This is a genomic window from Mesorhizobium sp. CNPSo 4670, assembly GCF_057784235.1.
Window position 1 is genome coordinate 85508 of the sequence record NZ_JBWJFQ010000015.1, and the last position, 24978, is coordinate 110485.

Annotated in this window: 27 protein-coding genes; 21 read left to right on the top strand and 6 right to left on the bottom strand. The window is 63.4% G+C overall.

The genetic code is table 11. The annotated features are described in order from the left end of the window. Nucleotides 1–39: 39 nt before the first annotated feature. From AC0ZT5_RS23285 to AC0ZT5_RS23300, 4 genes are all read right to left on the bottom strand, one after another. Nucleotides 40–684 carry a dihydrofolate reductase family protein gene (locus AC0ZT5_RS23285; RefSeq protein ID WP_477286333.1) on the bottom strand — a complete coding sequence of 215 codons (645 nt, stop codon included), beginning with the start codon at nt 682–684 and terminating at the stop codon, nt 40–42. A gap of 204 nt (nt 685–888) precedes the next feature. Beyond that, nucleotides 889–1920, bottom strand: coding sequence for a porphobilinogen synthase (gene hemB, locus AC0ZT5_RS23290; RefSeq protein ID WP_488498418.1), 1032 nt, complete (start codon nt 1918–1920; stop codon nt 889–891). Nucleotides 1921–2030: 110 nt separating this feature from the next. Continuing rightward, a complete protein-coding gene (locus AC0ZT5_RS23295; protein WP_488498349.1) occupies nt 2031–2861 on the bottom strand; it encodes a DUF2066 domain-containing protein in 831 nt (276 codons plus the stop codon). Nucleotides 2862–2864: 3 nt separating this feature from the next. Then, nucleotides 2865–3356: a pyridoxamine 5'-phosphate oxidase family protein gene (locus tag AC0ZT5_RS23300; protein WP_488498419.1), complete on the bottom strand. Its 492-nt coding sequence runs from the start codon at nt 3354–3356 to the stop codon at nt 2865–2867. A gap of 186 nt (nt 3357–3542) precedes the next feature. Here AC0ZT5_RS23300 and AC0ZT5_RS23305 point away from each other — a divergent pair, with 186 nt between their 5' ends. The 4 genes from AC0ZT5_RS23305 to AC0ZT5_RS23320 all read left to right on the top strand — a co-directional run bounded on the left by AC0ZT5_RS23305 (nt 3543) and on the right by AC0ZT5_RS23320 (nt 6350). Beyond that, complete coding sequence (locus AC0ZT5_RS23305; RefSeq protein WP_488498350.1) at nt 3543–4586, top strand: enoyl-CoA hydratase/isomerase family protein; 1044 nt, start codon at nt 3543–3545, stop codon at nt 4584–4586. Further along, complete coding sequence (locus tag AC0ZT5_RS23310; protein ID WP_477286325.1) at nt 4583–5005, top strand: DUF6163 family protein; 423 nt, start codon at nt 4583–4585, stop codon at nt 5003–5005. Before AC0ZT5_RS23305 ends, AC0ZT5_RS23310 begins: the two co-directional genes overlap by 4 nt. A 238-nt stretch (nt 5006–5243) precedes the next feature. Then, complete coding sequence (ldtR, locus tag AC0ZT5_RS23315; RefSeq protein WP_013896002.1) at nt 5244–5759, top strand: transcriptional regulator LdtR; 516 nt, start codon at nt 5244–5246, stop codon at nt 5757–5759. 189 nt (nt 5760–5948) lie between these two features. Next, nucleotides 5949–6350, top strand: a complete 402-nt coding sequence (locus tag AC0ZT5_RS23320) for a hypothetical protein (RefSeq protein WP_488498351.1) — start codon at nt 5949–5951, stop codon at nt 6348–6350. 15 nt (nt 6351–6365) lie between these two features. Here AC0ZT5_RS23320 and AC0ZT5_RS23325 read toward each other — a convergent pair whose 3' ends face one another. Continuing rightward, nucleotides 6366–6899 carry a hypothetical protein gene (locus tag AC0ZT5_RS23325; RefSeq protein WP_488498352.1) on the bottom strand — a complete coding sequence of 178 codons (534 nt, stop codon included), beginning with the start codon at nt 6897–6899 and terminating at the stop codon, nt 6366–6368. Between the two features lie 373 nt (nt 6900–7272). On the opposite strand from AC0ZT5_RS23325, the gene AC0ZT5_RS23330 reads away from it, so the two are divergent. The 17 genes from AC0ZT5_RS23330 to AC0ZT5_RS23410 all read left to right on the top strand — a co-directional run bounded on the left by AC0ZT5_RS23330 (nt 7273) and on the right by AC0ZT5_RS23410 (nt 24212). Further along, a complete protein-coding gene (locus AC0ZT5_RS23330) occupies nt 7273–8526 on the top strand; it encodes a L,D-transpeptidase family protein (protein WP_477286320.1) in 1254 nt (417 codons plus the stop codon). Nucleotides 8527–8668: 142 nt separating this feature from the next. After that, the gene (locus tag AC0ZT5_RS23335; RefSeq protein ID WP_488498353.1) at nt 8669–10309 is read left to right on the top strand and encodes a Na+/H+ antiporter; all 1641 of its coding nucleotides are present in this window, start codon (nt 8669–8671) and stop codon (nt 10307–10309) included. A gap of 183 nt (nt 10310–10492) precedes the next feature. Further along, nucleotides 10493–11806, top strand: coding sequence for a serine hydroxymethyltransferase (glyA, locus tag AC0ZT5_RS23340; protein ID WP_477228844.1), 1314 nt, complete (start codon nt 10493–10495; stop codon nt 11804–11806). A gap of 76 nt (nt 11807–11882) precedes the next feature. Next, the gene (locus tag AC0ZT5_RS23345; protein ID WP_488498354.1) at nt 11883–12515 is read left to right on the top strand and encodes a hypothetical protein; all 633 of its coding nucleotides are present in this window, start codon (nt 11883–11885) and stop codon (nt 12513–12515) included. Nucleotides 12516–12673: 158 nt separating this feature from the next. Further along, entirely contained in the window at nt 12674–13153 is a 480-nt protein-coding gene (gene nrdR / locus AC0ZT5_RS23350; protein WP_095081151.1) for a transcriptional regulator NrdR, read from the top strand. A gap of 2 nt (nt 13154–13155) precedes the next feature. After that, on the top strand, nt 13156–14274 hold the full coding sequence (gene ribD / locus AC0ZT5_RS23355; protein WP_488498355.1) for a bifunctional diaminohydroxyphosphoribosylaminopyrimidine deaminase/5-amino-6-(5-phosphoribosylamino)uracil reductase RibD: 1119 nt from the start codon (nt 13156–13158) through the stop codon (nt 14272–14274). A 65-nt stretch (nt 14275–14339) separates the two neighbouring features. Then, nucleotides 14340–14957 (top strand): riboflavin synthase, encoded by a 618-nt coding sequence (locus AC0ZT5_RS23360; RefSeq protein WP_095081155.1) that lies wholly within the window; start codon nt 14340–14342, stop codon nt 14955–14957. A 71-nt stretch (nt 14958–15028) separates the two neighbouring features. Then, nucleotides 15029–15289, top strand: coding sequence for a CopG family ribbon-helix-helix protein (locus AC0ZT5_RS23365; RefSeq protein ID WP_477286309.1), 261 nt, complete (start codon nt 15029–15031; stop codon nt 15287–15289). Beyond that, nucleotides 15289–15564: a type II toxin-antitoxin system RelE/ParE family toxin gene (locus AC0ZT5_RS23370; RefSeq protein WP_488498420.1), complete on the top strand. Its 276-nt coding sequence runs from the start codon at nt 15289–15291 to the stop codon at nt 15562–15564. The genes AC0ZT5_RS23365 and AC0ZT5_RS23370 overlap by 1 nt, the downstream gene beginning before the upstream one ends. Nucleotides 15565–15668: 104 nt before the next feature. After that, nucleotides 15669–16124, top strand: coding sequence for a 6,7-dimethyl-8-ribityllumazine synthase (gene ribH / locus AC0ZT5_RS23375; protein WP_488498356.1), 456 nt, complete (start codon nt 15669–15671; stop codon nt 16122–16124). A 5-nt stretch (nt 16125–16129) separates the two neighbouring features. Then, entirely contained in the window at nt 16130–16630 is a 501-nt protein-coding gene (nusB, locus tag AC0ZT5_RS23380; RefSeq protein WP_095081158.1) for a transcription antitermination factor NusB, read from the top strand. Further along, nucleotides 16627–17844 carry an MFS transporter gene (locus AC0ZT5_RS23385; protein WP_488498357.1) on the top strand — a complete coding sequence of 406 codons (1218 nt, stop codon included), beginning with the start codon at nt 16627–16629 and terminating at the stop codon, nt 17842–17844. Before nusB ends, AC0ZT5_RS23385 begins: the two co-directional genes overlap by 4 nt. 175 nt (nt 17845–18019) lie before the next feature. After that, on the top strand, nt 18020–18931 hold the full coding sequence (osmF, locus tag AC0ZT5_RS23390; RefSeq protein WP_488498358.1) for a glycine betaine ABC transporter substrate-binding protein OsmF: 912 nt from the start codon (nt 18020–18022) through the stop codon (nt 18929–18931). 55 nt (nt 18932–18986) lie between these two features. Then, nucleotides 18987–20150, top strand: a complete 1164-nt coding sequence (locus AC0ZT5_RS23395) for an ABC transporter permease (RefSeq protein ID WP_488498359.1) — start codon at nt 18987–18989, stop codon at nt 20148–20150. Next, a complete protein-coding gene (locus AC0ZT5_RS23400) occupies nt 20147–21085 on the top strand; it encodes an ABC transporter ATP-binding protein (RefSeq protein WP_488498360.1) in 939 nt (312 codons plus the stop codon). The genes AC0ZT5_RS23395 and AC0ZT5_RS23400 overlap by 4 nt, the downstream gene beginning before the upstream one ends. After that, on the top strand, nt 21082–21831 hold the full coding sequence (locus AC0ZT5_RS23405; protein ID WP_488498361.1) for an ABC transporter permease: 750 nt from the start codon (nt 21082–21084) through the stop codon (nt 21829–21831). The genes AC0ZT5_RS23400 and AC0ZT5_RS23405 overlap by 4 nt, the downstream gene beginning before the upstream one ends. 239 nt (nt 21832–22070) lie before the next feature. After that, a complete protein-coding gene (locus AC0ZT5_RS23410; RefSeq protein WP_095081313.1) occupies nt 22071–24212 on the top strand; it encodes a sodium-translocating pyrophosphatase in 2142 nt (713 codons plus the stop codon). Nucleotides 24213–24425: 213 nt separating this feature from the next. Here AC0ZT5_RS23410 and AC0ZT5_RS23415 read toward each other — a convergent pair whose 3' ends face one another. Beyond that, a complete protein-coding gene (locus tag AC0ZT5_RS23415) occupies nt 24426–24941 on the bottom strand; it encodes an outer membrane protein assembly factor BamE (RefSeq protein WP_457152675.1) in 516 nt (171 codons plus the stop codon). Nucleotides 24942–24978: the final 37 nt, after the last annotated feature.

The window sequence follows — 24978 nt, forward strand, 5'->3', positions numbered from 1 at the left end:
GCACGCGAAGGATCGCGGCGTAGGCTACGCGTCTGAAACCTAAGCCCGCTTGACGATCACATGCGTGGCGAGCGCTGTCGCCACCTGCTCGCTGCATTGATAGCCAAGCTTGGGCATGTCCAGGCCGGCAAAGAGATTCTCGCCCGAACCGAGCAGCAGCGGCGAGATCGCCAGATGCATCTCGTCGATCAGTTTCTCCTGCAGATATTGCCGGATGGTGGCGACGCCACCGCCAACCCGCACGTCCTTGCCATCCGCCGCCGCTTTCGCCTGTTCAAGCGCCGAATGGATGCCGTCTGTGACGAAATGGAATGTCGTGCCGCCTTCCATGGGCAGGGATGCCCGCTTGTGGTGGGTCAGCACGAAAACCGGCACATGGTAGGGTGGGTTATCACCCCACCAGCCCTTCCAGCTATCGTCAGGCCATTCGCCCCGGATCGGTCCGAACATATTGCGGCCGAGGATCCAGGCGCCGACATTCTCGAAGCTGCGCGCGGCAAAGTCCTCGTCAGTGCCGGTCGCGCCGCCCTCTTCGCCGAACATCGTGCGGAAGGTGCGGGTGCTCCAGGCCCATTTGTGCAGGGCTTCCCCGCCGACACCGAGCGGATTTTGCAGATCCTGATCCGGACCGGCGCCGTACCCGTCGAGCGACAGTGTGAAAGCATTGACGCGAAGTTTGGACATGAAAGCCTCCTCCATAACCAGTCGTGCAAAGGAGTAGCAAACTGATTGCGAAATGCAAGCGGTTTATATGGATGCAGCAAACCCCTGGCGATTGGTCCAACGACCTTCGCTCGGGATCCCGTCCGGAAGCCGGAAATTGTTCATGTATATCGAGGAGGTCGCCGGCGTTGCCCGCTGCGACCGGCCATCGGTGGGAAGAGAAAACTATCCCTTCAGCATAGTTGCCACTTCGGGCGCGAAATAGGTCAAAATGCCGTCGCACCCGGCACGCTTGAACGCGAGCAAGGATTCCAGCATCGCCTTCTCGCCATCGATCCAACCATTGGCGCCGGCGGCCTTGATCATCGAATATTCGCCTGACACCTGGTAGGCGAAGGTCGGCATCTGGAATTCATCCTTCAGCCGCCGGATGATGTCGAGATAGGGCAGGCCGGGCTTGACCATCAGCATGTCGGCGCCCTCGGCGATATCCTGTTCGGCTTCGCGCACCGCCTCGTCGGAATTGGCGTGGTCGATGTAATAGGTCTTCTTGTCGCCCTTGAGCAGGCCGGCGGTGCCGACCGCCTCGCGATAAGGACCGTAGAAGGCCGAGGCGAACTTGGTCGCATAGGACATGATCGCCACGTCCTGGAAACCGTTGGCATCGAGTGCGTCGCGGATGGCGCCGATGCGGCCGTCCATCATGTCGGACGGCGCGATGATGTCGGCGCCGGCTGCCGCCTGGATGACGGCCGCGGCGGCCACCTGTTCCACCGTCTCGTCATTGACGATGATGCCGTCGCGCAGGATGCCGTCATGGCCATGGCTGGTGAACGGATCGAGCGCGGCATCGGTTATGATGCCGATCTCAGGCACCGCGTCCTTTATTGCCCGGGTGGCGCGGTTGATGACGTTGTCTGGGTCGAGAATGTGCGAGCCGGTCTGGTCGCGCAGCGAGATATCGACATTGGGGAAGGTGGCGAGTGCGGGAATGCCGAGCTTTGCCGCGCGTTCGGCCTCCTTGACGGCGAGATCGATCGACAGGCGGAAGACGCCCGGCATGGCGGCGATCGGCTCGCGCACTTGTCTGCCGTCGACAACGAAGATCGGCCAGATCAGGTCGTCGACCGTAAGCCGGTTCTCCTGCACGAGTCGGCGCGACCAGTCGGCCTTGCGCATACGGCGCAAGCGGCGGCTGCCGGTGATGTCGTCGACGCTGCGCGCGCCGGCTGGCTTTGCCGGTGTGAATTTGTTCATCGCCGTCGGGGTGAATTTGTTCATCGCCAAAACTCTCGTTCGGCGGCTTTTACCACGAGCCCTTGCCGCTGACCAATGCGACACGTTTGTGCCAGCGATCAGGTCGAGGTCTATTCCGGTTGCCCATTGCCCGACAGGATCTGCGCCGCGCCCCTCATGGCGACGCGAAAAGCCTCGTCGAAGGAAACGCCGCGCACTTGCCAGGTGTAGGTCTTGCCGCCCATGGCCAGCCGCCAGTCGGCAATCCAGCCGAACTCCTTGTCGCTCCACACGATGCTGCCGGAAAGTGCTTGATCGGCGCCGGCCTTTTTCGCAACCATGTTCAGCATTGCCATGTCCGCGTCGCGCAGCGTCCTGTCGTCCAGTCCAGCCACCGACAGCAGCGCTGCCGTGGGAAAAGTCACCCGCATGGCGAGCGGCGCAGCGGCATTGCTGAACGATTCGCGCATCAGCACGCCTCGCTCGTCATCGGCATCGAGCGCGAAATGCCTGATGTCGCGCTCGGTTGCCAAAAACACCGCCAGTCGTGCCCGCTCGGTCAGCCACGGCCTGCTGCCGAGCGAAGCCAGCACCGGATCGATCACCTCCGGCCTGTACTGGCAATAGAGATTGTGAGGCCGGTCGTACGTGCCTTGATCATCATGGTTGGGAATGCCTTCCATGCGGTCGCGGTAGCGGAAGCTGGCGACGAAGCTGCCGGCCTTGTCGCGCAGGGCCGTCATCTCTGGTTTCGCCGGCAGGCGCTGATCGCCGGAAACCCGGACCAGGACCGCGTCGAGGCAGAACTTGAAGCCGACCTCGCGGTGCTTTTCATACTTACCGTTGACGATGGTCTGCGACTGATAGAGATCCTCAAGATCGGCCGCCCTGGCCAGGCCATTGATGGCCCAGAAGGTCAGCAGGCCGCCCAGAACAAGTGTGAGGCGCAAAAACCGCGGCATGGCTCACCGTTCGCTTCTAGACCCGTCGTCGATATATGGCGGCCATGCAAGGTCAGGGCCGGTTCTGAAGAACGATACGTTGTTGGTGAAAATGCTGGCTGGGGCAAGCCTGATCATGCGCCCGTCCGGATGTTCGATCTGGGCCACGTTGTCGATGAACCACTCGTTCCAGCTTGCTTCGGGGCCGAGATATTTGTGAAGGAGCCGTTTGAAGCGGTCTGGCGACATCGGTTCGATGGTTGCGGTGCCGCGCAGTCCGAGGTGCAGCAAGATGCCGCCATTGTTGTCGAAGTGAACAATTTCCACCGCGCAGCGCGGGTCTCTTTCAAGATGCTTTACCGCACTTCCATCCGATGACCCGAGAAGCCAGATCGCACCGTCCTCCCAGAGGAACCATACTGGCGCGTTGCGCGGCGCGCCATCCGCGCTGACGGTCGCCAAATTCGCCATCAGCGGGCGACTGAGAACATCGTCCGGGTCGAACTCCCGCGGCATCGCCAAATAGTCTCCCGATAGCCTCACCGACGGATGGTTGCACCCATTTGGCCGCGACGCAAAGGATGGCGCTTACCTCTCTCGAAATGCAAACTGACCCGACACCAGCCGGCTTGGCATTGACGCACCCATGCGCCACGCTTTAGCACTTCAATCCCGACGGCGCGGGGGAGGGATTCTTTCACGATGGATTTTGGCGGAGGCGACGAGATCCGCTTCGAACATCTGGGCCGGGCCGGCGTCGTCACGTTGACGCGACCGCAGGCGCTCAATGCAGTCACGCACCGCATGATCCGGGCGCTCGACGCTGCTCTTTGCGCCTGGGAGACCGACCAGGGCGTCGATGTGGTTATCGTCAAGGCCGAGGGCAGGGCGTTTTCGGCGGGCGGCGACATCCTGCATATCTACGAGGCCGGCCGGGCTGGAAAGCCGCCGGTCGAGTTCTTCGCCGACGAATACCGGCTCAACGCCCGCATCAACAGCTTCAAGAAACCATACGTCGCGCTGATCGACGGCATCGTCATGGGCGGCGGCGTCGGCATCTCCTTCCACGGCTCGCACCGGGTGATGACCGAGAATGCCCAGTTCGCCATGCCGGAAGTCGGCATCGGATTTTTCCCGGATGTCGGCGCCAGCCATCTTCTGCCCGATCTCGGCGGCTCCTTCGGCATGTATCTGGCGCTGACCGGCAATCGCATCCGCTATGGCGACGCGCTGTGGTCAGGGCTCGCCACCCACACCATCAAGGCCGCCGACCAGGGCGGCTTCCTCGACCGTCTGACGCTGACCGGCGATCCGGAATCGGTGCTGCGCGGTTTCTTCGTCCAGGCAAGACGTGAAACCGACAGGCCGACGCTGGAGGCGATCGTGCGTCATTTTTCGCAACCGTCCCTCAAGGCTGTCATCGACAGCCTGGAACGGGCGGCAGACGACGACGAATTTGCGGCCAAGACGCTGGCGACGATCCGGACGCGTTCTCCGACCAGCCTGCGCGTCGCCTGGCGCCAGATCAGCGCCGGGCTGACCATGTCCATGGACGCCTGCATGAAGATGGAGTTCCGCATCCTCAACCGGATGCTGGCCGGCCACGATTTCTACGAAGGCATCCGTGCCGCCATCATCGACAAGGGCTCGAAGCCGCAATGGCGGCCGGCGAACCTTGGTGCGGTCAGCGAGGCGGATGTCGACGCCTATTTCACCTCGCTCGGCGACCGGGAGCTTGACCTGTGAGCGAGGTGACCTCCAGACGCGTCGTGCTGCAGCCCTCGGGCGTGGAGCTGATCTTCGCCTGGTTCCAGCGCGTCGTCGCCGGCTACTGCCTGCTGTTCGGCATTCTCTACTGGATCAAGCTGATCGGCTTCTATCCGGGCTCGTTGTGGCGCTTCGACCTCATGCCGGTGCACTGGCAGGTGGCGGCAGTGGTGCTCGCCGTGTTTTTCCCCTTCGCCGCCGCCGGCCTGTGGATGCTGGCGTCCTGGGGGCCGGTGATCTGGTTCATCTGCGCGGTGACCGAGACTGTCATGTATGCCGGATTTCCCGAGCTTTTCGGCCATCGCATGCTCATCGTGGTCTCGCATGCGGTCGTGGCGCTGCTTTATATCGCTTTCCGCGTGATCATCTGGCTGCAGAAACGACCGGTTCGGCACTAACCCCTTGAGGCCATTGGCGCCCTGGCGGCTGCCTCAATTCAGCCCCGCAATTGTTGGCTAAATCTTTAGGTTAATTATCCTTGCGCGGGAGACCGTTCGTTAAGCCTCTTTCGAAACCTCTTACCGGTAAGCTCTTGTTAGCCCTAGCGTTTAAGTCGAATTTTATGAGTATTCGATAGTGTCGCGATCAAGGTGAAAAACAAAAAATCACCAGGGCGACAAACGAGAGGCAAAGACAATGATCAATTCGCGTCCGGCGGCGAAGACCGCCAACGTATCCGACGACCGCCGCGAGGCTATCCGCTCGCTGTACATGGAATCGCTGCAGCTTGTAGAGCGGCTGCACCGCCGCCTGCTTGATGTGATCAAGGACGAATTCGACCGCAACGGCCGCTCCGATATCAATGCCATCCAGGCGCTGCTGCTGTTCAACATCGGCAATTCGGAGCTGACCGCCGGCGAGCTGCGTTCGCGCGGCTACTATCTCGGCTCCAACGTCTCCTACAATCTGAAGAAGCTGGTCGATCTCGGCTTCATCAACCACCAGCGCTCGCGCATCGACCGCCGGTCGGTTCGCGTCTCGCTGACGCCGAAGGGCAACGAGGTGGCGGACGTCGTCGCAGGTCTTTATGAGCGCCATGTCGGCTCGATCGAGCAGGTTGGCGGCATCAACACCGACGAGTTCAAGCAGATGAACCGCGCGCTGCAGCGGCTCGATCGCTTCTGGAACGACACCATCGCCTACCGGATGTAAGCCGGCGCATCGGATCTGGCCCGCGCCACAGAAGCGCGGCCGAAATGTCGACCTCTGGTCAAGGCCGGTGCCAAGAGGCATCGGCCCTTTTCTTTTCCTGATTCAGAAGCCCAGGCGCCCGGTCGGCACTATTCCGCCAGGTTTGCTTTCGCTGCAGCAGTGCCTAATGTCACGGCCCGGAGGGGGCGCATGATGGGTCTGGGAAAACGCTCGAAGATCTGCTCGGTTGCCGCAGTGCTTTTGTTGGTCCCGCAAATGGCTTTCGCCGAGGAGTGGTGGAAGGATTCTTTCGCCGCGGAAGGCAGCGCCCCATGTGACAACAATGACTCGATCGTGACGTTTACCGACAACGCAGTCGAGATGTGGGAGGTCGGCTGTAAGTTGGACAAAATTCAGAAGATCAACCGCCTGGATGTCGTCATCCTGGACATGTCGTGTACCGATGGTGAGAGCACAGACAAGAGACGGGAACTGTTGCTCAAACTGGAGGACAACAAGGTTCTGCGCTATCCCCAGCATGAGGTGTTGCAAAGATGTTCGGAATTGAGGGCGCAGCCAAGTCCGGCCCCAAATGTTGAAAATCCGCACTGAGATCGTGAGATAGGATCACGGCTTCAGCGGGCAAAATTTCTCGTGGAAATAGGCAAGCGCCTGTTCGGCCTGGCCGGGCTCGCCGAAGAACGGACCGATTGCTTCGGGCTCGCGCGTCAGGTCGCAGCTGCCCTCGGTGTCGGTCGTGCATGTCTTCACCAGCCCCTTCAGCGCGATGGTTGCCGGCGGATTGTCGAACGACAGGCCGGTCACGCCGCTAAGCCGCAGTTCGTAGCTCAGGCGGTAGTAGATGGCGCCGTCCTCCTCGAACTGCTGTTCGGCTCTGTAGGTGCAGTCGTCCAGCCGGGTCACGATGAACCTCAGCGTTTCGGTTCTGTCGCCGACCTCGTTCGGGCCAGTCCTGGTGAAGACAGCCGGCGATCGGGACACCTGCTTCAGCGGTTCGTCGGTCTGCTGCCCGTATTTGGGGATCGCGCCCTGTTCCAGGCCGTGCACGAAATAGGCAACCGCTTCCTCCGGCGTCGGGGTGCTGCCGTTCGGGCCTGCGGCCAAGGCGAAGGCCGCGACGATTGAAAGGACACCAGGCATGGTCTCGTTCCTCGCGTTGGACTAGCTTGTCAGTGTAGCATCAAGGGCTCGTGGTAACCGGTCGATATCGCGGCCGGCGACCGCGGATCGGTGCCGAAAAAGCACGGGCTTTTCATTTCGCTGCATCGCCCGACGCGAATCGCGGGCCAAGGCCACGTTGCCGCCATATTCAAATGGAACCGAGGATGCCGGTGATGTTGTGGTGAAGGCCGTGCGTTCACCCGGAACCCGTGTCGCGGCTCAAGCGTTTGTGGCCGAACCGATACGGACATGGTTGGCTAATTGTTAAGATTGCCAACTTTAGAGTGCGGGCAACATCGCCCTGAAAACCGAATGCAGCAGATCGAACGCTACAAGAATGTCTGGAATGTCCATGAGAACCAGCCGCCGCTTTTTCCTTTCCGGAGCCTCCGCGCTCGCAGCCGCGATGGTCGCCGGCGGCGCCAATGCGCAGGATGTCATCGGTGACATCCTGAAATCCTCGGCGCGCGGCAATTGGGACGACCAATTCGACGCCCGCGCCAGCGAGGGCGGCAAAGTGGCCTCGACGCTGCCGATCTTCAGCCCGCAGACCGTCGCCTTTACCGAGCAGGCGGTGGCGCAATACCAGAACATCGTCAGCCAGGGCGGCTGGGTAGAGGTCCCCGCGACCAAGAAATTGCAGCTTGGCGTCGATGATCCCGATGTCGTGCCATTGCGCAAGCGGCTGATGGTCTCTGGCGACCTGTCGCAAAGTGCCGGCATTTCGACGTCCTTCGATTCCTATGTCGACTCGGCAGTCAAGCGCTTCCAGTTGCGTCACGGCCTGCCCGCCGACGGCTCCATGGGCAAGTACACCTACTTGGCGATAAACGTTTCGGCGCAGATCCGGCTCGGCCAGCTGCAGACCAACCTGCAGCGGCTGAAGGAGAAGGCTGGCACGCTTGGCAGCCGCTACGTGCTGGTCGACATTCCGGCGGCGCAGATCGAAGCCGTCGAGAATGACCGCGTCGTACTTCGCCACACCGCGATCGTCGGCAAGATCGATCGCCAGACGCCGATCGTCAATTCCAAGATCAACGAGATCATCGTCAATCCGTACTGGAACGCGCCGGTCTCGATCGTCCGCAAGGACATCATTCCGCTGATGCGGAAGGATCCCAACTATTTGAAGGACAGCCATATCCGGCTGTTCGCTCCGGACGGCAGCGAGGTCGACCCGCTCAATGTCGACTGGTCGACCGACGACGCTGCCAAGTATCGCTTCCGCCAGGATCCCGGCGCGGGCAACGCCATGGCGTCGGTGAAGATCAATTTCCCGAGCCCGGACGGCGTCTACATGCACGACACGCCGCAGCAGAGCCTGTTCGGCAAGATGATGCGTTTCGATTCCTCGGGCTGCGTGCGCGTGCAGAATGTGCGCGATCTCGTCACCTGGATCCTGCGCGACACGCCCGGCTGGGACCGTCAGCATTTCGAGGCGGCGATCAAGACCGGCGAAAACACGCCGGTCCAGGTGACCAACCCGGTGCCGGTGCATTTCCTCTATCTCTCGGCCTGGTCGACGGGCCCGGGCGTCGTGCAGTTCCGCGACGACGTCTACGCGCTAGACGGTGCCAACGAGCTGCAGATCACGTCTTCGCTTTAACTAACTGATTTTTTTACCAGAAGAGGCCGCCGGTTAAGGCGGCCTTTTCGTTGCTCGGATTGCCTGCACCTTTTCGCGGGAGGGCGGCTGGACGGATCGGCCGACTTTGCGCATGGTCGGCGGACAAGTCTGGAACCGGACCATGGATGTCGCCGTCTTCATTCTGGTTGTGCTCGTCTTCGTCGCCGTATCCGGCGCCTTGGTGCGCCTGGTGCGGGTGCCGTTGCCGGTGCTGCAGATTGCCTTAGGTGCCGCACTCGCCTGGCCGGTGCGCGGCATCCATGTCGAGATCGATCCGGAACTGTTCCTGCTGGTGTTCATTCCGCCGCTGCTGTTCGGCGATGCCTATCGCGCGCCGAAGCGTCAATTGATCGCGCTGCGCGGACCGATACTGCACCTTGCCATCGGGCTGGTGTTCTTCACCATCGTCGGCTTCGGCTACGCCTTGCACTGGCTGGTGCCGAGCATCCCGCTGGTCGTCGCTTTCGTGCTCGCCGCGGTGCTGTCGCCGACCGATGCTGTAGCCGTGTCCTCGATCGTCGACAGGAACCTGGTTCCGGCGCGGCTGCTGCACATTCTGGAAGGCGAGTCGTTGCTCAACGACGCTTCCGGGCTGGTCATGTTCCGCTTTGCCGTCGCGGCGGCGCTGACCGGCAGCTTTTCCTTGGCCGCCGCATCGCTGAATTTTCTCTATGCCGTCGCTGCCGGCATCCTCATCGGCGTAGCGGCGTTGTTCGTCGCCGCCAAGGTGCTGCAATTGCTCAACCGCATCGGCGGCGTGCCGGCCGAGGCGCAGGTGCTGGTGATGATCCTGCTGCCGTTCATCGCCTACCTCGGCGCCGAACACATCGGAGCGTCCGGCATCCTCGGGGCGGTCACCGCCGGCCTGCTCACCGGTGGTTCCGGCGTGTTTCGGTTCCTCGGCGTCTCGGCGCGCATGCAGACGATGTCGCTATGGACGACGCTTTCCTTTGTTTTCAACGGCGCTCTCTTCATCGTGCTCGGGCTGCAGCTTCCCGACATCATCCGCCATGTGCCGCCGGAACTCATGATCCTGCATCCGGTCATCCAGCCGGTCGCGACCGTCATCGCGCTGACGCTGTGTCTGGTCGCCTTGCGCTTCCTGTGGATCTGGGTCGGCGATATCGCGGCGGGCATCGCGGCGCGTCTGGGCAAGCGCAAGGTTGAGCCGTTCGGGCTGCGTGTACGGCTCGCCGGGTCGGTGGCCGGCGTGCGCGGCGCGATCACGCTCGCCGGCATCCTGTCGCTGCCGCTCGCCATGCCGGACGGGTCGCCGTTCCCGGCGCGCGACCTGGTCATATTCCTCGCCACCGGTGTCATCATCTGCTCTCTGGTCTTCGCCAGTCTCGCCTTGCCGACGATCGCCAGGGGGCTGGTCGAGCCCGGTGGGGATGCCGGTGCCGCGGAGGAGCGCCTGGCACGTGTCGGTGCGGCCAAGGCGGCAATCGCCCGCATCGAGTTGCTCGCCGCGACCGATACCGAAGAGGGAGGCGAGGTGCCCGGCGCCCGGCTTGCCGCGGCAGACGGGATTGTCGCAGCCTATCGTCGTCGTATCGCCGCTTCCGACGAAGCCGACGAGGCGCGGGCCGAAGCGCGGGAGGCCGGCCGGCTGGAACTCGAGCTCAGGCTCGCAGGCATCGAGGCCGAGCGCGGCGCCGTGCGCGCCATGCTGCGCAGCGGCGAGATCAACGACCATGCGGCGCGGGCGCTGTTCACCGAGATCACGCTTACCGAGGCCTTGCTGAAGGGACGGCAGGCGTGAAAATAGCACGCTCGTTGCCTCGCTGGCGCAAACCGGCCAGCAAATTTCGCGCCGCAAACGTGGCGGGGCGAAAACAACTGTGTTAATGGCGCGGCGAATGCATGTCGCCCAAAAGTGTGCAGCGGTTTTGGGACATCGACATGCATAAATCAAAATTGCCCCCGAACCCAAGGATTTCAGGCCATGGCATCAGCAGCGGCAGTGTCGAACAAATTTGAATCCTTCTTCGAAACCACGCTGGAAGATGCCGACCCGGAGATTTTCGGCGCCATCCGCAACGAACTCGGTCGCCAACGCCACGAGATCGAACTGATCGCCTCTGAAAACATCGTCTCGCGCGCCGTGCTCGAGGCGCAGGGCTCGATCATGACCAACAAGTACGCCGAGGGTTATCCGGGCAAGCGCTACTATGGCGGCTGCCAGTTCGTCGACGTCGCCGAGGAACTTGCCATCGAGCGGGCGAAAAAGCTGTTCGGCTGCAACTTCGCCAACGTCCAGCCGAATTCCGGCAGCCAGATGAACCAGGCGGTGTTCCTGGCGCTCTTGCAACCCGGCGACACCTTCATGGGCCTCGACCTCAATTCGGGTGGCCACCTGACCCACGGTTCGCCGGTCAACATGAGCGGCAAATGGTTCAAGGTCGTTTCCTATGGCGTGCGCCAGGACGACCATTTGCTCGACATGGACGCCATCGAGAAGACCGCCCATGAGACCAAGCCGAAGCTGATCCTGGCCGGTGGCACCGCCTATTCGCGTGTCTGGGACTGGAAGCGTTTTCGCGAGATCGCCGACGCGGTTGGCGCCTATCTGATGGTCGACATGGCGCACATCGCCGGTCTCGTCGCCGGAGGCGTGCATCCGTCGCCGCTGCCGCATGCCCATGTGGTGACCACCACCACGCACAAGTCGCTGCGCGGCCCGCGCGGCGGCATGATCCTGTGCAACGACGAGGACATCGCCAAGAAGATGAATTCTGCGGTGTTCCCCGGCCTGCAGGGTGGCCCGCTGATGCATGTCATCGCCGCCAAGGCGGTGGCCTTCGGCGAAGCCCTGAAGCCGAGCTTCAAGGTCTATGCCGAGAGCGTCGCCGCCAACGCCAAGGCGCTCGCCTCCAGCCTCAAGGAAACCGGCCTCGATATCGTCTCCGGCGGCACCGACAACCATCTGATGCTGGTCGACCTGCGCCCTAAGAACGCCACCGGCAAGCGCGCCGAGGCAGCGCTCGGCCGCGCCAACATCACCTGCAACAAGAACGGCATTCCGTTCGACCCGGAAAAGCCTTTCGTCACCTCGGGCGTGCGCCTCGGCACCCCGGCGGGCACAACGCGCGGCTTCGGCCAGGCCGAGTTCCGCGAGATCGGCAAGCTGATCGCCGAAGTGCTGGATGGTCTCAAGGTCGCCAATTCCGACGAGGGCAATGCCGCTGTCGAAGCGGCGGTCAAGGCCAAGGTTGTGGCGCTGACCGACCGCTTCCCGCTCTATCCCTATCTCGGCTGACGAGATAGGAGGTCTCATAACCTTGCCGCGACGGACAAGCGTCGTTCGCGGCAAGGCTGCGACAGGAGCCTTGTTGATGCGAATTGTCCGTCTCGCCGACCTTGCCATCGCCGGCGTCCTGGCCGCCTTGGTTGTCTTGCCGCTCTCCGGCATCGCCTCGGCGCAAACCGCTCCTGCGCAACCGGCACCCGCCCGGGCCGCACCCGCGGCACCCGCCCCGGCGGCGCCCAAGCTTGAAACCTTCGGCAGATGGTCGACCCTGGTCGACGAAGTCGATACCGGCGAGGATATCCGCAAGACCTGTGCCGCCTCGACCGCCTTTGTCGGCGCCGGCGGCGAAAGCGGCACTCTGACGCTTATCATCACGAACGGCGATGCGCTGCCGCCGGCTGCCTATCCGTCCCTGACCATTGCGGTCGACAACACGGCGCTGCCAACGGGCAAGTCGGTCGCGGCAACCTTCGGCGATGACAAGGGCCACGTCGCCGCCAAGCTCCATTCCGACGCCGTGGGCGGCCGGCTCAGCTGGACCGTGGACAATCAGGCCAAGACCAGCCTGGCGCTCTTGCGCGTCATGCGCCGTGCATCGGTGCTTGATGTCTCCTTTGGCGACGCGCCGGTTGGAAGCATATCGATGGACGGCTTCACCAAGGCCTATCGCAGCCTCGGCGCATCGTGCGGGTTTGCAACCGCCGACGTTGCTCCCTGACGGCATCGCTGTCCGGCTGCTTGGCGGCGCTGGCAATCTTGCTTGCAGCTCGCTATCTCTCAGGCGAGCGGCTCTGAGGGGCGAGGGGCTGCTTTGCCATCGTTGCAAAAACCTCTAAGCCTTTCGCTTCACCAGATTCGCCAACCAAAGGCTTCTCCATGCGCTGTCCCTATTGCCAGTCAGAAGATACGCAGGTGAAGGATTCGCGCCCCGCCGAGGATGGTGCCGCGATCCGCAGGCGGCGCGTTTGCCCCGATTGCGGCGGCCGCTTCACGACCTTCGAGCGTGTGCAACTGCGCGACCTCGTCGTGGTCAAGAAATCCGGTCGCAAAGTGCCGTTCGACCGCGACAAGCTGCTGCGCTCGGTGGAGATCGCCGTTCGCAAGCGCAATGTCGATCCCGAACGCATCGACCGCGCGGTGACCGGCATCGTGCGCCAGCTCGAAAGCTCCGGCGAGACCGAAGTGGCCTCCGGCGAGGTCGGCCGGCTGGTCATGGACGCGCTGAAGTCGCTCGACGATGTCGCCTATGTCCGCTTCGCCTCGGTCTACCGCAATTTTCGCGAGGCCAAGGATTTCCACGAATTGCTCGGCGAGCTCAAGGGGGACGAAATCAAGGGCGAAGAGGACGCCGGCTGAGCATGACCGCAAGCGACAGACAGGCCGGCCTTGATCGCCGTTTCATGGCAGCGGCGCTCCGCCTTTCGCGAAAGCATGCCGGGCGCACCGCGACCAACCCTTCCGTGGGCACGCTGATCGTGCGCGACGACGGCGATGGCCCGATGATCGTCGGCACCGGCGTCACCGCTGTCGGTGGCCGCCCGCATGCCGAGACTGAGGCGCTGGCCGAGGCCGGCGCGCTGGCGCGAGGCGCCACCGCCTATGTCACGCTGGAACCTTGCGCCCACCACGGCCGCACGCCGCCTTGCGCCAATGCGCTGGTCAGCGCCGGTGTCGCGCGCGTCGTCGGCGCCGCCAGCGATCCCGATCCGCGCGTGTCCGGCAAGGGCTATGCGATCCTGCGCGCCGCCGGGGTCGAGGTGGTCGAGAAGGTGTTGGCGGTGGAAGCAGCCGAACAGATGGCCGGCTATTTGATCAGGTCGTTGAGAAAACGCCCCGAAGTGATTCTCAAGCTTGCGCTTTCCAACGATGGCAAGATCGGCAGGCAAGGCGGCGGGCAAGTGTCAATCACCGGTGATGTCGCCCGTCGCGAAGTGTATCTGATGCGGGCCGAGGCCGACGGCATATTGGTCGGCATCGGCACCGCCCTTGAGGATGACCCGGCATTGACGGTACGCTTGCCGGGACTGGAGAACCGGTCGCCGGCACGCATTGTGCTCGACCGGCAGATCAGGTTGCCGGAGGCCTCGAAGCTGGTTTCTGGGGTGGACCGGGTGCCGCTCTATGTCGCCGCTTGCCTGGAGGCCGATCCGCAGCGGCGGACCATGCTGGAACGCGCCGGGGTGCGCTTCATCGGCACCGAAACGCATGAGGGAGGCGTCGCACTGCCGGAACTGCTCGAGGATCTGGCCGCGCTCGGCATGGCCAGTGTTCTGGTCGAGGGTGGCGCCAAGGTTGCCAGCGCTTTCCTGGCCGAGGGGCTGGTCGATCGCATTGTGCTGTTCCAGGGGTCGGAAGCAATCGGCGCTGATGGCATTGCATCGCCCATTGATGCCGACCATATCCCGGCAGGATTTCGAAAGCTCCGCGACATGCGTTTCGGTGAAGACAGCTACGCCGAGTGGATCAGAGACATTTAGACCATGATCCTGAAAAGTGGGGCCCGGTTTTCGGACAGGATCATGGTCAAACGGAAGGATCACCGATGTTTACTGGAATTGTCACCGATGTCGGCACCGTCGCGACCGTCAAGCCGCTGAGGGAAGGGGTGGGGCTACGCATCGACACCGCCTACGATCCCGAAACCATCGCCATCGGCGCCTCGATCTCCTGCGGTGGTGTCTGCCTGACGGTCACCGCCTTGCCCGACAGCGGCACGAACGCCCGCTGGTTTGAGGTCGAGGCCTGGGAAGAGGCGCTCAGGCTGACGACGGCGACGAATTGGAAATCGGGCACGCGGATCAATCTGGAGCGAGCGCTGAAGATCGGCGACGAACTTGGTGGTCACATCGTTTCGGGCCATGTCGACGGCATGGCCGAGATCATCGAGCGTAGGGATGAAGGGGACGCGGTGCGTTTTACCCTCGAAGCGCCGCGCGATCTGGCGAAGTTCATTGCACCGAAAGGCTCCGTCGCGCTCGACGGCACCTCGCTCACCGTCAACAAGGTGGAAGGCACGCGCTTCGACGTGCTCTTGATCCACCACTCGCTGACCGTGACCACCTGGGGCGAGCGCAGGGTTGGCGACCGCGTCAATCTCGAGATCGACACCATGGCCCGCTACGCGGCGCGGCTGGTGGAGGCCGCGAAAGAGGGGCTTTGACGCGCAAAATTCCTTCATCCTCGACTTAATCAGTTTCAATCACTATGATTAATGCCGATTAGGAGGTTGTGATGGACACCAAAGTGATCACGGCGCATGTGCCTCTTTTGCTGGCGGAAAAGGTAGACCAATTGGCGGCCCGCCTTGAGCGGCCGCGAGGCTGGATCGTCAAGCAGGCCCTTGCCGCTTGGGTTGACCAAGAGGAAGAGCGCCGGCAACTGACGCTCGAAGCACTTGCTGATGTCGATGCTGGCCGCGTTATCGACCATCAGGCAGTGCAGGCATGGGCGGACAGCCTGGACAAGGAAAACCCACTGCCGTCACCACGCTGATGGAGCTGAAGTGGACCAGCAAGGCCTTGTCCGATCTGGTGCGCCTTCACGATTTTCTCGCACCGGTAAATAACCGGGCAGCGGCACGTACGGTACAATCTCTGACTGCTGCGCCCGCCCGACTGATCGAACATCCGCGGATCGGCGAGAGACTGGAAGAGTTCGAGTCACGTGAAGTCCGCCGTCTTTTGGTGGGCAATCATGAAATGCGCTACGAGATCCAGAAATCGACTATCTACGTGCTGCGTCTTTGGCACACGCGAGAGGATCGGTAGGGCATTGAGCCGCAGTTCGGAAATTGGACCTGTCCTTCGGACAAAGCTTGCGAACTCGTCGGCTTCGGCCTAAGTCACCGGCTCCGCCGGAGACGTGACGCAAAATGCCAGGGAACAAGAAACTCAAGCTGCTGATCATCGAAGCTCGCTTCTATGATGATCTGGCGGACGCGCTGCTCGAAGGCGCCAAGGGTGCGCTCGACGAAGCCGGCGCCAAATACGATGTCGTCACCGTGCCGGGCGCGCTGGAAATTCCGGCCGTGATCTCCTTCGCGCTCGATGCCGCCGAGGGTGAGGGCACCGATTATGACGGCTTTGTCGCGCTTGGCACCGTCATCCGTGGCGAGACGCATCATTTCGATATCGTCGCCAATGAATCCGCACGCGCCCTGATGGATATGTCCGTGCAGGAATCGATCTGCATCGGCAACGGCATCCTGACCACCGAAAACGACGAACAGGCCTGGACTCGCGCCAGGCGCACGGAGGGCGACAAGGGTGGCTTTGCCGCCCGTGCCGCGCTGTCCATGATCGCCGTGAAGAAACGGCTCGGAGCCTGATCGGCGTGACGCAATCCGGAGACAACGACCGACCACCGGTGCGCCAGGCCAACAAGCGCGGCGCTGCCCGGTTGGCCGCCGTGCAGGCGCTCTATCAGATGGATGTCGCCGGCAGCGGCGTCTTCGAGATCACCGCCGAATACGAAGCGTTTCGTCTCGGCAAGGAAGTCGACGGCGCGCTTTATCGCGAGGCCGACGCACAATGGTTTCGCGCCATCCTCGCCGGTGTCGTCGAGAATCAGAAGACGGTCGATCCGATCATCCGCCAGGCCCTGACCGAGGACTGGCCGCTGTCGAGGCTCGACTCGACGTTGCGAGCCATTCTGCGTGCCGGCGTCTACGAGCTGATGAAGCGCGAGGATGTCCCCGTCGCCGTCATCGTCTCCGAATATGTCGACATCGCCAAGGCCTTCTACGAGGAAGACGAGCCGAAGCTGGTCAATGCTGTGCTTGACCGTGTGTCTCGCCGGGTGCGTGGCGAGGGGCGCGGCAAGGACGCATCATGACGGCAATCGCCATCGAGGCAGGCAAGGATGCGCGGCGTACCGCTTTGATCCTCGCCGCCTCGCAGGCGATCATTGGTTCTGCGGCTCCCATCGCCATATCCATGGGGGGGCTGGCCGGGCAGTATCTGCTTGGTCCCGACAAGTCGCTGGCAACGGCGCCGATCACCGGCTTCAACATCGGCGTGGCGCTCGGCGCGTTGCCGGCTGCGGCCATCATCCGCAGCATGGGCCAGCGCGGCGGCTTCATGACCGGCACGATCGTCACTGCGCTTGGCGGGCTGGTCGCGACAGCAGCGCTTTTCCACGGCAGTTTCTGGCTGTTCGCCTTCGGCCTGCTGGTGATCGGCGTCGGCGGCGCCTTCGTCCAGCAGTTCCGTTTTGCCGCCGCCGACAATGCGCCGCCGCAGTTCAAGGCGCGCGCCATCTCCTTCGTGCTGGCCGGCGGCATCGTCACCGCCGTCCTCGGGCCGCAGATCGTCATCTTCACCCGTGAATCTTTCGCGCCGGTGATGTTTGCCGGTTCGTTCGCCGCCATCCTGCCGCTGGCGGCGGTCGGCGCCATCATCCTGTCGTTCCTGCGCTTGCCGGCGAAGGTATCGGGCAAGGTGGAGACCGTCGACAGCGACGCCAGACCATTGGTCGAAATCGTCACCCATCCGCGCTTCGTCGCGGCGCTGTTCTGCGCCGTCGGCAGCTATGCGCTGATGAGCTTTGTCATGACCGGCGCGCCGCTGGCGATGGTTGGCTGCGGCCTGTCGGAGGACGATGCGACGCTCGGCATTTCCTGGCACGTCATGGCGATGTTCGCGCCGAGCTTCTTCACCGGCTCGCTGATCCATCGCTTCGGCGCCGAACGCATCGTCGCTGCCGGCCTGATCCTGCTCATCGGCTGCGCCATCGTCGCGCTGTCGGGCCTGGCGCTGTGGCAATTCTGGACGTCGCTGATCCTGCTCGGCCTTGGCTGGAATTTCAGCTTCATCGGCGCCACGGCGATGGTGGCGGCCAGCTACCGGCCGTCGGAGAAGGGCAAGGTCCAGGGCTTCCACGACTTCGTCCTGTTCGGCTCTGTCGCTTGCGCGTCCCTGATGTCGGGCATGGTTTACAACGCCTGGGGCTGGACCATGCTGAACTGGATGGTCTTCCCGGTCACCGTTCTGTGCTTCGCCGCCCTCGGCGCGCTCAAGCTGAAGGGTCTGCGCAAAGCCGACGCCTGACCCGGTCGCCGCATGCCTGACACGCCCTGTCAGTATGGTGCGGGTCGAATCTGCCGCGCCCGAACAAAATTATTGCGCCTGTGCCAGATGTTATGAAACCGTGTGCCCCGACTGGCCGTTGAAGCCATGCTCACATGCGGCCGCCGCATTCCGGTTCACAGCAAGGGATTTCACAATGTTTTCAGTCAAGGTTTTGGCCAGCGCGGCATTGGCGCTCGGCATCACGGCGGCTTCCGCCAGTGCCCAGGTCGTTGTCTCCTCGAAGATAGACACCGAGGGCGGTGTGCTCGGCAACATCATCCAGCTCGTTCTCAACGCCAACAACATCAAGACCACTGACCGTATCCAACTCGGCGGCACACCGGTTGTCCGCAAGGCGATCACCGCTGGCGAGATCGACATCTATCCCGAATACACCGGCAACGCCGCCTTCTTCTTCGAGAAGGCCGACGACCCGGTCTGGAAGGATGCCGCCAAGGCCTACGAGACGGCCAAGAAGCTCGACTACGACGCCAACAAGATCGTCTGGCTGTCGCCGTCGCCGGCCAACAACACCTGGGCGATCGCGCTGCGCAAGGAGGTCGCCGAGACCAACAAGCTCGCCACGCTCACCGACTTCGGCAAGTATGTCACGGGCGGCGGCCAGGTGGTGCTGGCGGCATCCGCCGAGTTCGTCAATTCGGCGGCCGCACTGCCGGCCTTCCAGACCACGTATGGTTTCACGCTGAAGCCGGACCAGCTGATCACACTCTCCGGTGGCGACACGGCGGCAACCATCGCAGCCGCCGCCAATCAGACCAGCGGGGCGAATGCCGCCATGGTCTACGGCACCGATGGCGGCATCGCACCGTCCGGCTTGGTCGTGCTCGAGGACGACAAGGGCGTGCAGCCGGTCTACCAGCCGGCGCCGATCATCCGCGAAAAGGTGCTAAAGGAACATCCCGAGATCGAGACGCTGCTGAAGCCGGTCTTCGCCAAGCTCGACCTCGTCACGCTGCAAGAGCTGAACGGTCGCGTGCAGGTCGGCGGTGAGCCGGTCAAGGGCGTGGCCGAGGACTTTTTGAAAAAGAACGGCTTCCTGAAGTAGGACGATTCCGGCGCGCCGCATCCGTGGTGCGCCGGATCGACTGACGGGGGAGGGCGTGCAGATCCGGTTCGACAAGCTTGGCGTGGTCATCGCCGCGATAGTAGCTTACGCGGCTTTCGCTGCGCCCTTTGCCACGTTCCGCGCCAACCGCATCGTTCCCGGCCAGGCGCGCTCGATTCTCGAGGCGCTGCCGACGGCGACTGGGGCGCTGCTGCTCGCCATCATTGTTGCCGCCGCACTTGTCGCGCTGTTCAGGACACCGCTTGTCCTGCGCCTTGCCGCCAGCGTGGTGGTGCTTGCCGCGCTGGCGCTGCTGATTGGCGTCGCCGGCACATTTCTCACGCCGGCCGGCAACACCCTTGCGAGAGTGTCGCCTGCCTCCGGTTTCTGGATCCTGGTCTTCGCCTTCACGCTTCTGCTGGCCGATGTGCTGACACGGTTGAACCTGTCGCCCTTGGCACGGATCGGCGTGCTTGTCGTTGCGGCTTTGGCGATCGGCCTGCTGTTGATTTCGGGAAGCTGGGATAACCTGTCGATCCTCAAGGAATACGCCAACCGCGCCGACAGCTTTTGGGCCGAAGGCTCCAAGCATGTGACGCTGGCGCTCGGTTCGCTGGCTGCGGCTGTGATCATCGGCCTGCCGCTCGGCATCCTCTGCCATCGCTTCGAAAGGCTGCGCGCCGGCGTCCTCAACGTGCTCAACATCATCCAGACCATTCCCTCGATCGCGCTGTTCGGGCTGCTGATCGCGCCGCTCGGCTGGGTCGCCACGCATGTGCCGGGGGCAGCCGCGCTCGGCATTCGCGGCATCGGCACAGCACCGGCTTTCGTCGCTCTGTTCCTCTATTCGTTGCTACCGGTGGTGGCCAACACGGTGGTCGGGCTCGCCGGCGTACCGCGCGCCGCCGACGACGCGGCGCGCGGCATGGGCATGACCGACCGGCAGCGCCTGTTCGGCGTCGAGTTTCCGCTGGCATTTCCGGTGATCCTCACCGGCATCCGAATCGTTCTGGTGCAGAACATCGGCCTCGCCACCATCGCCGCGCTCATCGGTGGCGGTGGTTTCGGCGTGTTCGTTTTCCAGGGGGTTGGCCAGACGGCGATGGATCTGGTGCTGCTCGGCGCCGTGCCGACGGTCGCGCTCGCCTTCGCCGCCGCCATCATCCTCGACGCAGTGATCGAAATGACCGCCACCAAGCGCAGGGTTGAAACGGCATGATCGAGATCGAAGGCATTACCAAGCGCTACGATGCGACAACGGTCGTCGATGACGTCTCGATGGTCATCGAGCCGCGCACGGTTTGCGTCATTGTCGGCACGTCGGGTTCCGGCAAGACGACGCTGCTGCGCATGATCAACCGGCTGGTCGAGCCGACGGCTGGGGTCATCAAGCTCGACGGCGCGGACAATCGCTCGCTGCCCGGTTACGAACTGCGCCGCAGCATCGGCTACGCCATCCAGGGCCACGGCCTGTTTCCGCATCGCACGGTGGCGCAGAATATCGCCACAGTGCCGGTGCTGCTCGGCTGGGACAAGGCCCGCATCAAGGCCCGCGTCGACGAGTTGATGACGCTCTACCAACTCGATCCCGAAGCCTTCGGGCCACGCTACCCGCACGAACTGTCCGGCGGCCAGCAGCAGCGCGTCGGCGTTGCCCGCGCGCTCGCCGCCGAGCCCAACGTGCTGTTGATGGACGAACCGTTCGGCGCGCTCGATCCGATCATCCGCAACAAGGCGCAGGAAGATCTGCTGTCGATCCAGAAGCGCTTCGGCACCACCATCATTCTCGTCACCCACGACATGGAAGAGGCCGTGCACATGGGCGACAAGATCGCCGTTATGGATGCCGGCAAGCTTGTGCAGTACGCTAAACCCGCGGAGATCCTGGCAAATCCGGCCAGTGCCTTCGTCGAGACATTGGTCGGCGCCAGCGAAAGACCGTTCCGATTGCTTTCGCTCGGCCGCGTGCGCGACGCCGTGGAGAAGGGCTCCGCCGAAGGCGAGGCGATCCCGGGCGACGCCAGCCAGCGCGATGCGCTGGCCGAATTGTTGTGGTCGGGCCGGCCGGCGCTGCCGGTCAAGGGCGCCGACGGTAAGCCGCTTGGCCGCGTCACCATGGACGGTCTGGTGAAGCGCGCCGCGAGGCCGACATGAAGGCCCGGCTTCCCTCGCTGCTCAGGCTGGCTTTGGTGGTGCTGCTCGTTGCCTTCGTCACCAATCCCGGCTGGTTCGAGCCGCTGCTGAAGCCGCTGACCGAGAACAATGCGCCGGTGATCTACAATCAGGGCAGCTTGCTGACGCTGACCTTGCTGCATTTACGCATCGTTCTGATCGCCACTGTGGCTGCAACCATCGTCGCTGTCGCGCTGGCCATCCTGGTCACGAGGCCCGCCGGCGCCGAGTTCCTGCCGCTGTCGCGCAGCCTGGTCAACATCGGCCAGACCTTTCCGCCGGTGGCGGTGCTGGCGCTCGCCGTGCCGGCGGTCGGCTTCGGCGAAAAACCGACGCTGATCGCGTTGTTTCTCTACGGCCTGCTGCCGATCTTCGAGAATGCGCTGACCGGCCTGACGACATTGCCGGCCAATGTCATGGAGGCGGCGCGCGGCGCCGGCATGACCGGTTGGCAAAGGCTCACCAAGGTCGAACTGCCGCTCAGCGCCCCGATCATCCTTGGCGGCATCAGGCTGTCGGTGGTGATCGGCCTTGCCACCGCCACCATCGGCTCGACCGTTGCCGCCAAGACGCTGGGCGAGGTCATCATCGCCGGCCTGTTGTCCAACAACCTTGCCTTCGTCCTGCAGGGCGGCCTGATCGTGGCAGCCCTTGCCGTGCTGATCTATGACGGTCTTTCGGCGGTCGAACGCTACACGGCGCGCCGCATGGGCCGCGAAGTCGAGTAGCCGAGTGCCGCGTCGAGATCGATTTCAATCGATCTAATAGGACAATGCCGATGGCAACGGTCTCGTGGCCCTATGCCTTTTGGGCGAAAGCCGGGCAAAAACCGAACAATATCTTGACGTTCGCAGCCCTGTTTCGCATACACCGCTGCGAAGAGGCGGATTCCGTGCACGGGTCCGGTCTTTGTCTCAACGGCCCAGGGAGGGGTTCTTTTGGGCCATCAATCGAGGAAAATCCGGCAATGACAATTATTTCCGCCGTCATCGCCTGCGGTCTGCTTTCTGTCCTCTACGCCATCTGGGCGACACGTTCGGTCCTCGCGGCCGATCAGGGCAATGCACGCATGCAGGAAATCTCCGCGGCCATCCGCGAGGGCGCGCAGGCCTATCTGGCGCGCCAGTACACCACGATCGCCCTCGTCGGCGTCGTCGTGCTCATACTCGCCTGGTGGCTGCTTTCCATCACCGCCGCGGTTGGCTTCCTGATCGGCGCCGTCCTGTCGGGCGCCGCCGGCTTCATCGGCATGCACGTTTCGGTGCGAGCCAATGTGCGCACCGCGCAGGCGGCCTCCAACAGCCTCGCCGCCGGTCTCGACATCGCATTCAAGTCGGGCGCCATCACCGGCATGCTGGTCGCTGGCCTGGCGCTGCTCGGCGTGTCGATCTACTACCTCATACTCACCCACTTCATGGGCCTTCAGCCCAATGACCGCATCGTCATCGACTCGCTGGTTTCGCTGGGCTTCGGCGCTTCGCTGATCTCGATCTTCGCCCGTCTCGGCGGCGGTATCTTCACCAAGGGCGCCGACGTCGGCGGCGATCTGGTCGGCAAGGTCGAAGCCGGTATTCCCGAAGACGATCCGCGCAACCCGGCCACCATCGCCGACAATGTCGGCGACAATGTCGGCGACTGCGCCGGTATGGCCGCCGACCTGTTCGAAACCTATGCGGTGACCGTCGTCGCCACCATGGTCCTCGGCGCCATCTTCTTCGGCGGCACCGCCGTTCTGGGGGCGGCGATGCTCTATCCGCTCGCTATCTGCGGCGCCTGCATCCTGACCTCGATCGTCGGCACTTTCTTCGTCAAGCTCGGTTCCAACGGCTCGATCATGGGCGCACTCTACAAGGGCTTGATCGTCACCGGCCTGTTGTCCATCGTCGGCCTCGGCGTCGCTACCTCGGTTACCCTGGGCTGGGGCGAGATCGGCGTGGTTGCCGGCATGGCCATCACCGGCAAGAACCTGTTCATCTGCGGCCTGGTCGGCCTCGTGGTGACCGGTCTGATCGTGGTGATCACCGAATACTATACCGGCACCAACAAGCGCCCGGTCAACTCCATCGCCCAGGCGTCGGTGACCGGTCACGGCACCAACGTCATCCAGGGCCTTGCAGTCTCGCTGGAATCGACGGCGCTGCCGGCGATCGTCATCGTCGCTGGCATCATCTCGACCTATCAGCTCGCCGGCCTCTACGGCACGGCAATCGCGGTCACGACAATGCTCGGCCTCGCCGGCATGATCGTTGCGCTCGACGCCTTCGGCCCGGTCACCGACAATGCCGGCGGCATTGCCGAAATGGCCGGTCTGCCCAAGGAAGTGCGCCACTCCACCGACGCTCTCGACGCGGTCGGCAACACCACCAAGGCGGTGACCAAGGGCTACGCCATCGGTTCGGCCGGTCTCGGCGCGCTGGTGCTGTTTGCCGCCTACTCGAACGACCTGAAGTTCTTTGCCGCCAATGGCGACAAATATCCGTACTTCCAGGGCATGGGCGAGATCTCCTTCGATCTCTCCAACCCCTACGTCGTTGCCGGCCTGATCTTCGGCGGCCTGATCCCGTATCTGTTCGGCGGCATCGCCATGACGGCCGTCGGCCGTGCGGCCGGCGCCATCGTCGAGGAGGTGCGCAAGCAGTTCCGCGAGGATCCGGGCATCATGGCCGGTACCTCGAAGCCGAACTACGCCCGCGCGGTCGATCTGCTGACGAAGGCGGCGATCCGCGAGATGATCATCCCGTCGCTGTTGCCGGTGCTGGCGCCGCTGGTCGTCTATTTCGGCGTGCTGCTGATCTCGGGCTCGAAGGCGTCCGCCTTTGCCGCCCTCGGCGCTTCACTTCTCGGCGTCATCGTCAACGGCCTCTTCGTCGCCATCTCGATGACCTCAGGCGGCGGCGCCTGGGACAACGCCAAGAAGTCCTTCGAAGACGGCTTTGTCGACAAGGACGGCGTCAAGCACCTCAAGGGTTCCGAAGCGCACAAGGCTTCGGTGACCGGTGACACGGTCGGCGATCCCTACAAGGACACCGCCGGTCCGGCCGTCAACCCGGCGATCAAGATCACCAACATCGTCGCGTTGCTGCTGCTGGCCGTGCTCGCGCACGGCTGAGCCATTGGCCCCAAGACAAAACCCGCGGGGAGCGATCCCCGCGGGTTTTTTGTTGCGCCGATGGCCGGCCGCCCTTCAGTTCGTCCCTTTGGCGAGGCCTCGCTGCGAGCCTTGCCCACTGATCTCCCATAACAAAAACCCGCAGGATCGCTCCCGCGGGTTTTTGGTCGCCTGAGATGGTGCTGCTCTCCTCGAGGGAAGGCAGGTCCGAGATCAGGGAGTGCCGCCGCCCGGGATGCCGGGGGCCAGCTTGCTGGCGCCGTTGATGATCTGGCTGAGGAAGTTCTGGTCCTTGCCGCCGGTCGGCGTGGTGCGCGAGATGAAGTCGAACACCTTGCCGTCCTTCAAGCCGTAATTGGCGATCTGGGTGACGCGACTGTCGGGGCCGAAATAGACCGCCAGCACATGCTGGTCAATGAGGTGCGGCTTGTCGAAGGCGACATAGCGCTTGCGCGTCTGCGAAATGTAATAGAAGGCCTCGTTGTCGAAGGTTGCCGTCGTCGATGGCGTGCCGAGCGCCAGAAGCACCTGCTCGCGGCTCGAGCCGACCGGCACCAGATCGATCGCCTGCTGGTCGATGACGTAGCCTTGGGTGAGGGTTTCACTCGGGCTGAGGTCACCGATCATCTTGGAGGTGTGGCAGGCGGACAGAGCCGAAACAATCACCAGCAGCGAGATCGCACCGGCGGGCCGGGACGAGAAGGTCGACTTGAAATTCAGCGCGCGCAACAACAACTCCATTAGCTGGCCGCAACTTGCGCTGGGC

Coding starts and splice junctions, on each gene's coding strand:
- AC0ZT5_RS23370 (WP_488498420.1), top strand. CDS start 15,289: ATGGAGCTGAAGTGGACCAGCAAGGCCTTGTCCGATCTGGTGCGCCTT.
- hemB (WP_488498418.1), bottom strand. CDS start 1,920: ATGAACAAATTCACACCGGCAAAGCCAGCCGGCGCGCGCAGCGTCGAC.
- AC0ZT5_RS23345 (WP_488498354.1), top strand. CDS start 11,883: ATGCGAATTGTCCGTCTCGCCGACCTTGCCATCGCCGGCGTCCTGGCC.
- AC0ZT5_RS23305 (WP_488498350.1), top strand. CDS start 3,543: ATGGATTTTGGCGGAGGCGACGAGATCCGCTTCGAACATCTGGGCCGG.
- nrdR (WP_095081151.1), top strand. CDS start 12,674: ATGCGCTGTCCCTATTGCCAGTCAGAAGATACGCAGGTGAAGGATTCG.
- AC0ZT5_RS23330 (WP_477286320.1), top strand. CDS start 7,273: ATGAGAACCAGCCGCCGCTTTTTCCTTTCCGGAGCCTCCGCGCTCGCA.
- AC0ZT5_RS23285 (WP_477286333.1), bottom strand. CDS start 684: ATGTCCAAACTTCGCGTCAATGCTTTCACACTGTCGCTCGACGGGTAC.
- AC0ZT5_RS23300 (WP_488498419.1), bottom strand. CDS start 3,356: ATGCCGCGGGAGTTCGACCCGGACGATGTTCTCAGTCGCCCGCTGATG.
- ldtR (WP_013896002.1), top strand. CDS start 5,244: ATGATCAATTCGCGTCCGGCGGCGAAGACCGCCAACGTATCCGACGAC.
- ribH (WP_488498356.1), top strand. CDS start 15,669: ATGCCAGGGAACAAGAAACTCAAGCTGCTGATCATCGAAGCTCGCTTC.
- AC0ZT5_RS23335 (WP_488498353.1), top strand. CDS start 8,669: ATGGATGTCGCCGTCTTCATTCTGGTTGTGCTCGTCTTCGTCGCCGTA.
- AC0ZT5_RS23405 (WP_488498361.1), top strand. CDS start 21,082: ATGAAGGCCCGGCTTCCCTCGCTGCTCAGGCTGGCTTTGGTGGTGCTG.
- glyA (WP_477228844.1), top strand. CDS start 10,493: ATGGCATCAGCAGCGGCAGTGTCGAACAAATTTGAATCCTTCTTCGAA.
- AC0ZT5_RS23400 (WP_488498360.1), top strand. CDS start 20,147: ATGATCGAGATCGAAGGCATTACCAAGCGCTACGATGCGACAACGGTC.
- AC0ZT5_RS23410 (WP_095081313.1), top strand. CDS start 22,071: ATGACAATTATTTCCGCCGTCATCGCCTGCGGTCTGCTTTCTGTCCTC.
- AC0ZT5_RS23320 (WP_488498351.1), top strand. CDS start 5,949: ATGATGGGTCTGGGAAAACGCTCGAAGATCTGCTCGGTTGCCGCAGTG.
- AC0ZT5_RS23325 (WP_488498352.1), bottom strand. CDS start 6,899: ATGCCTGGTGTCCTTTCAATCGTCGCGGCCTTCGCCTTGGCCGCAGGC.
- AC0ZT5_RS23295 (WP_488498349.1), bottom strand. CDS start 2,861: ATGCCGCGGTTTTTGCGCCTCACACTTGTTCTGGGCGGCCTGCTGACC.
- AC0ZT5_RS23365 (WP_477286309.1), top strand. CDS start 15,029: ATGGACACCAAAGTGATCACGGCGCATGTGCCTCTTTTGCTGGCGGAA.
- osmF (WP_488498358.1), top strand. CDS start 18,020: ATGTTTTCAGTCAAGGTTTTGGCCAGCGCGGCATTGGCGCTCGGCATC.
- ribD (WP_488498355.1), top strand. CDS start 13,156: ATGACCGCAAGCGACAGACAGGCCGGCCTTGATCGCCGTTTCATGGCA.
- AC0ZT5_RS23360 (WP_095081155.1), top strand. CDS start 14,340: ATGTTTACTGGAATTGTCACCGATGTCGGCACCGTCGCGACCGTCAAG.
- AC0ZT5_RS23385 (WP_488498357.1), top strand. CDS start 16,627: ATGACGGCAATCGCCATCGAGGCAGGCAAGGATGCGCGGCGTACCGCT.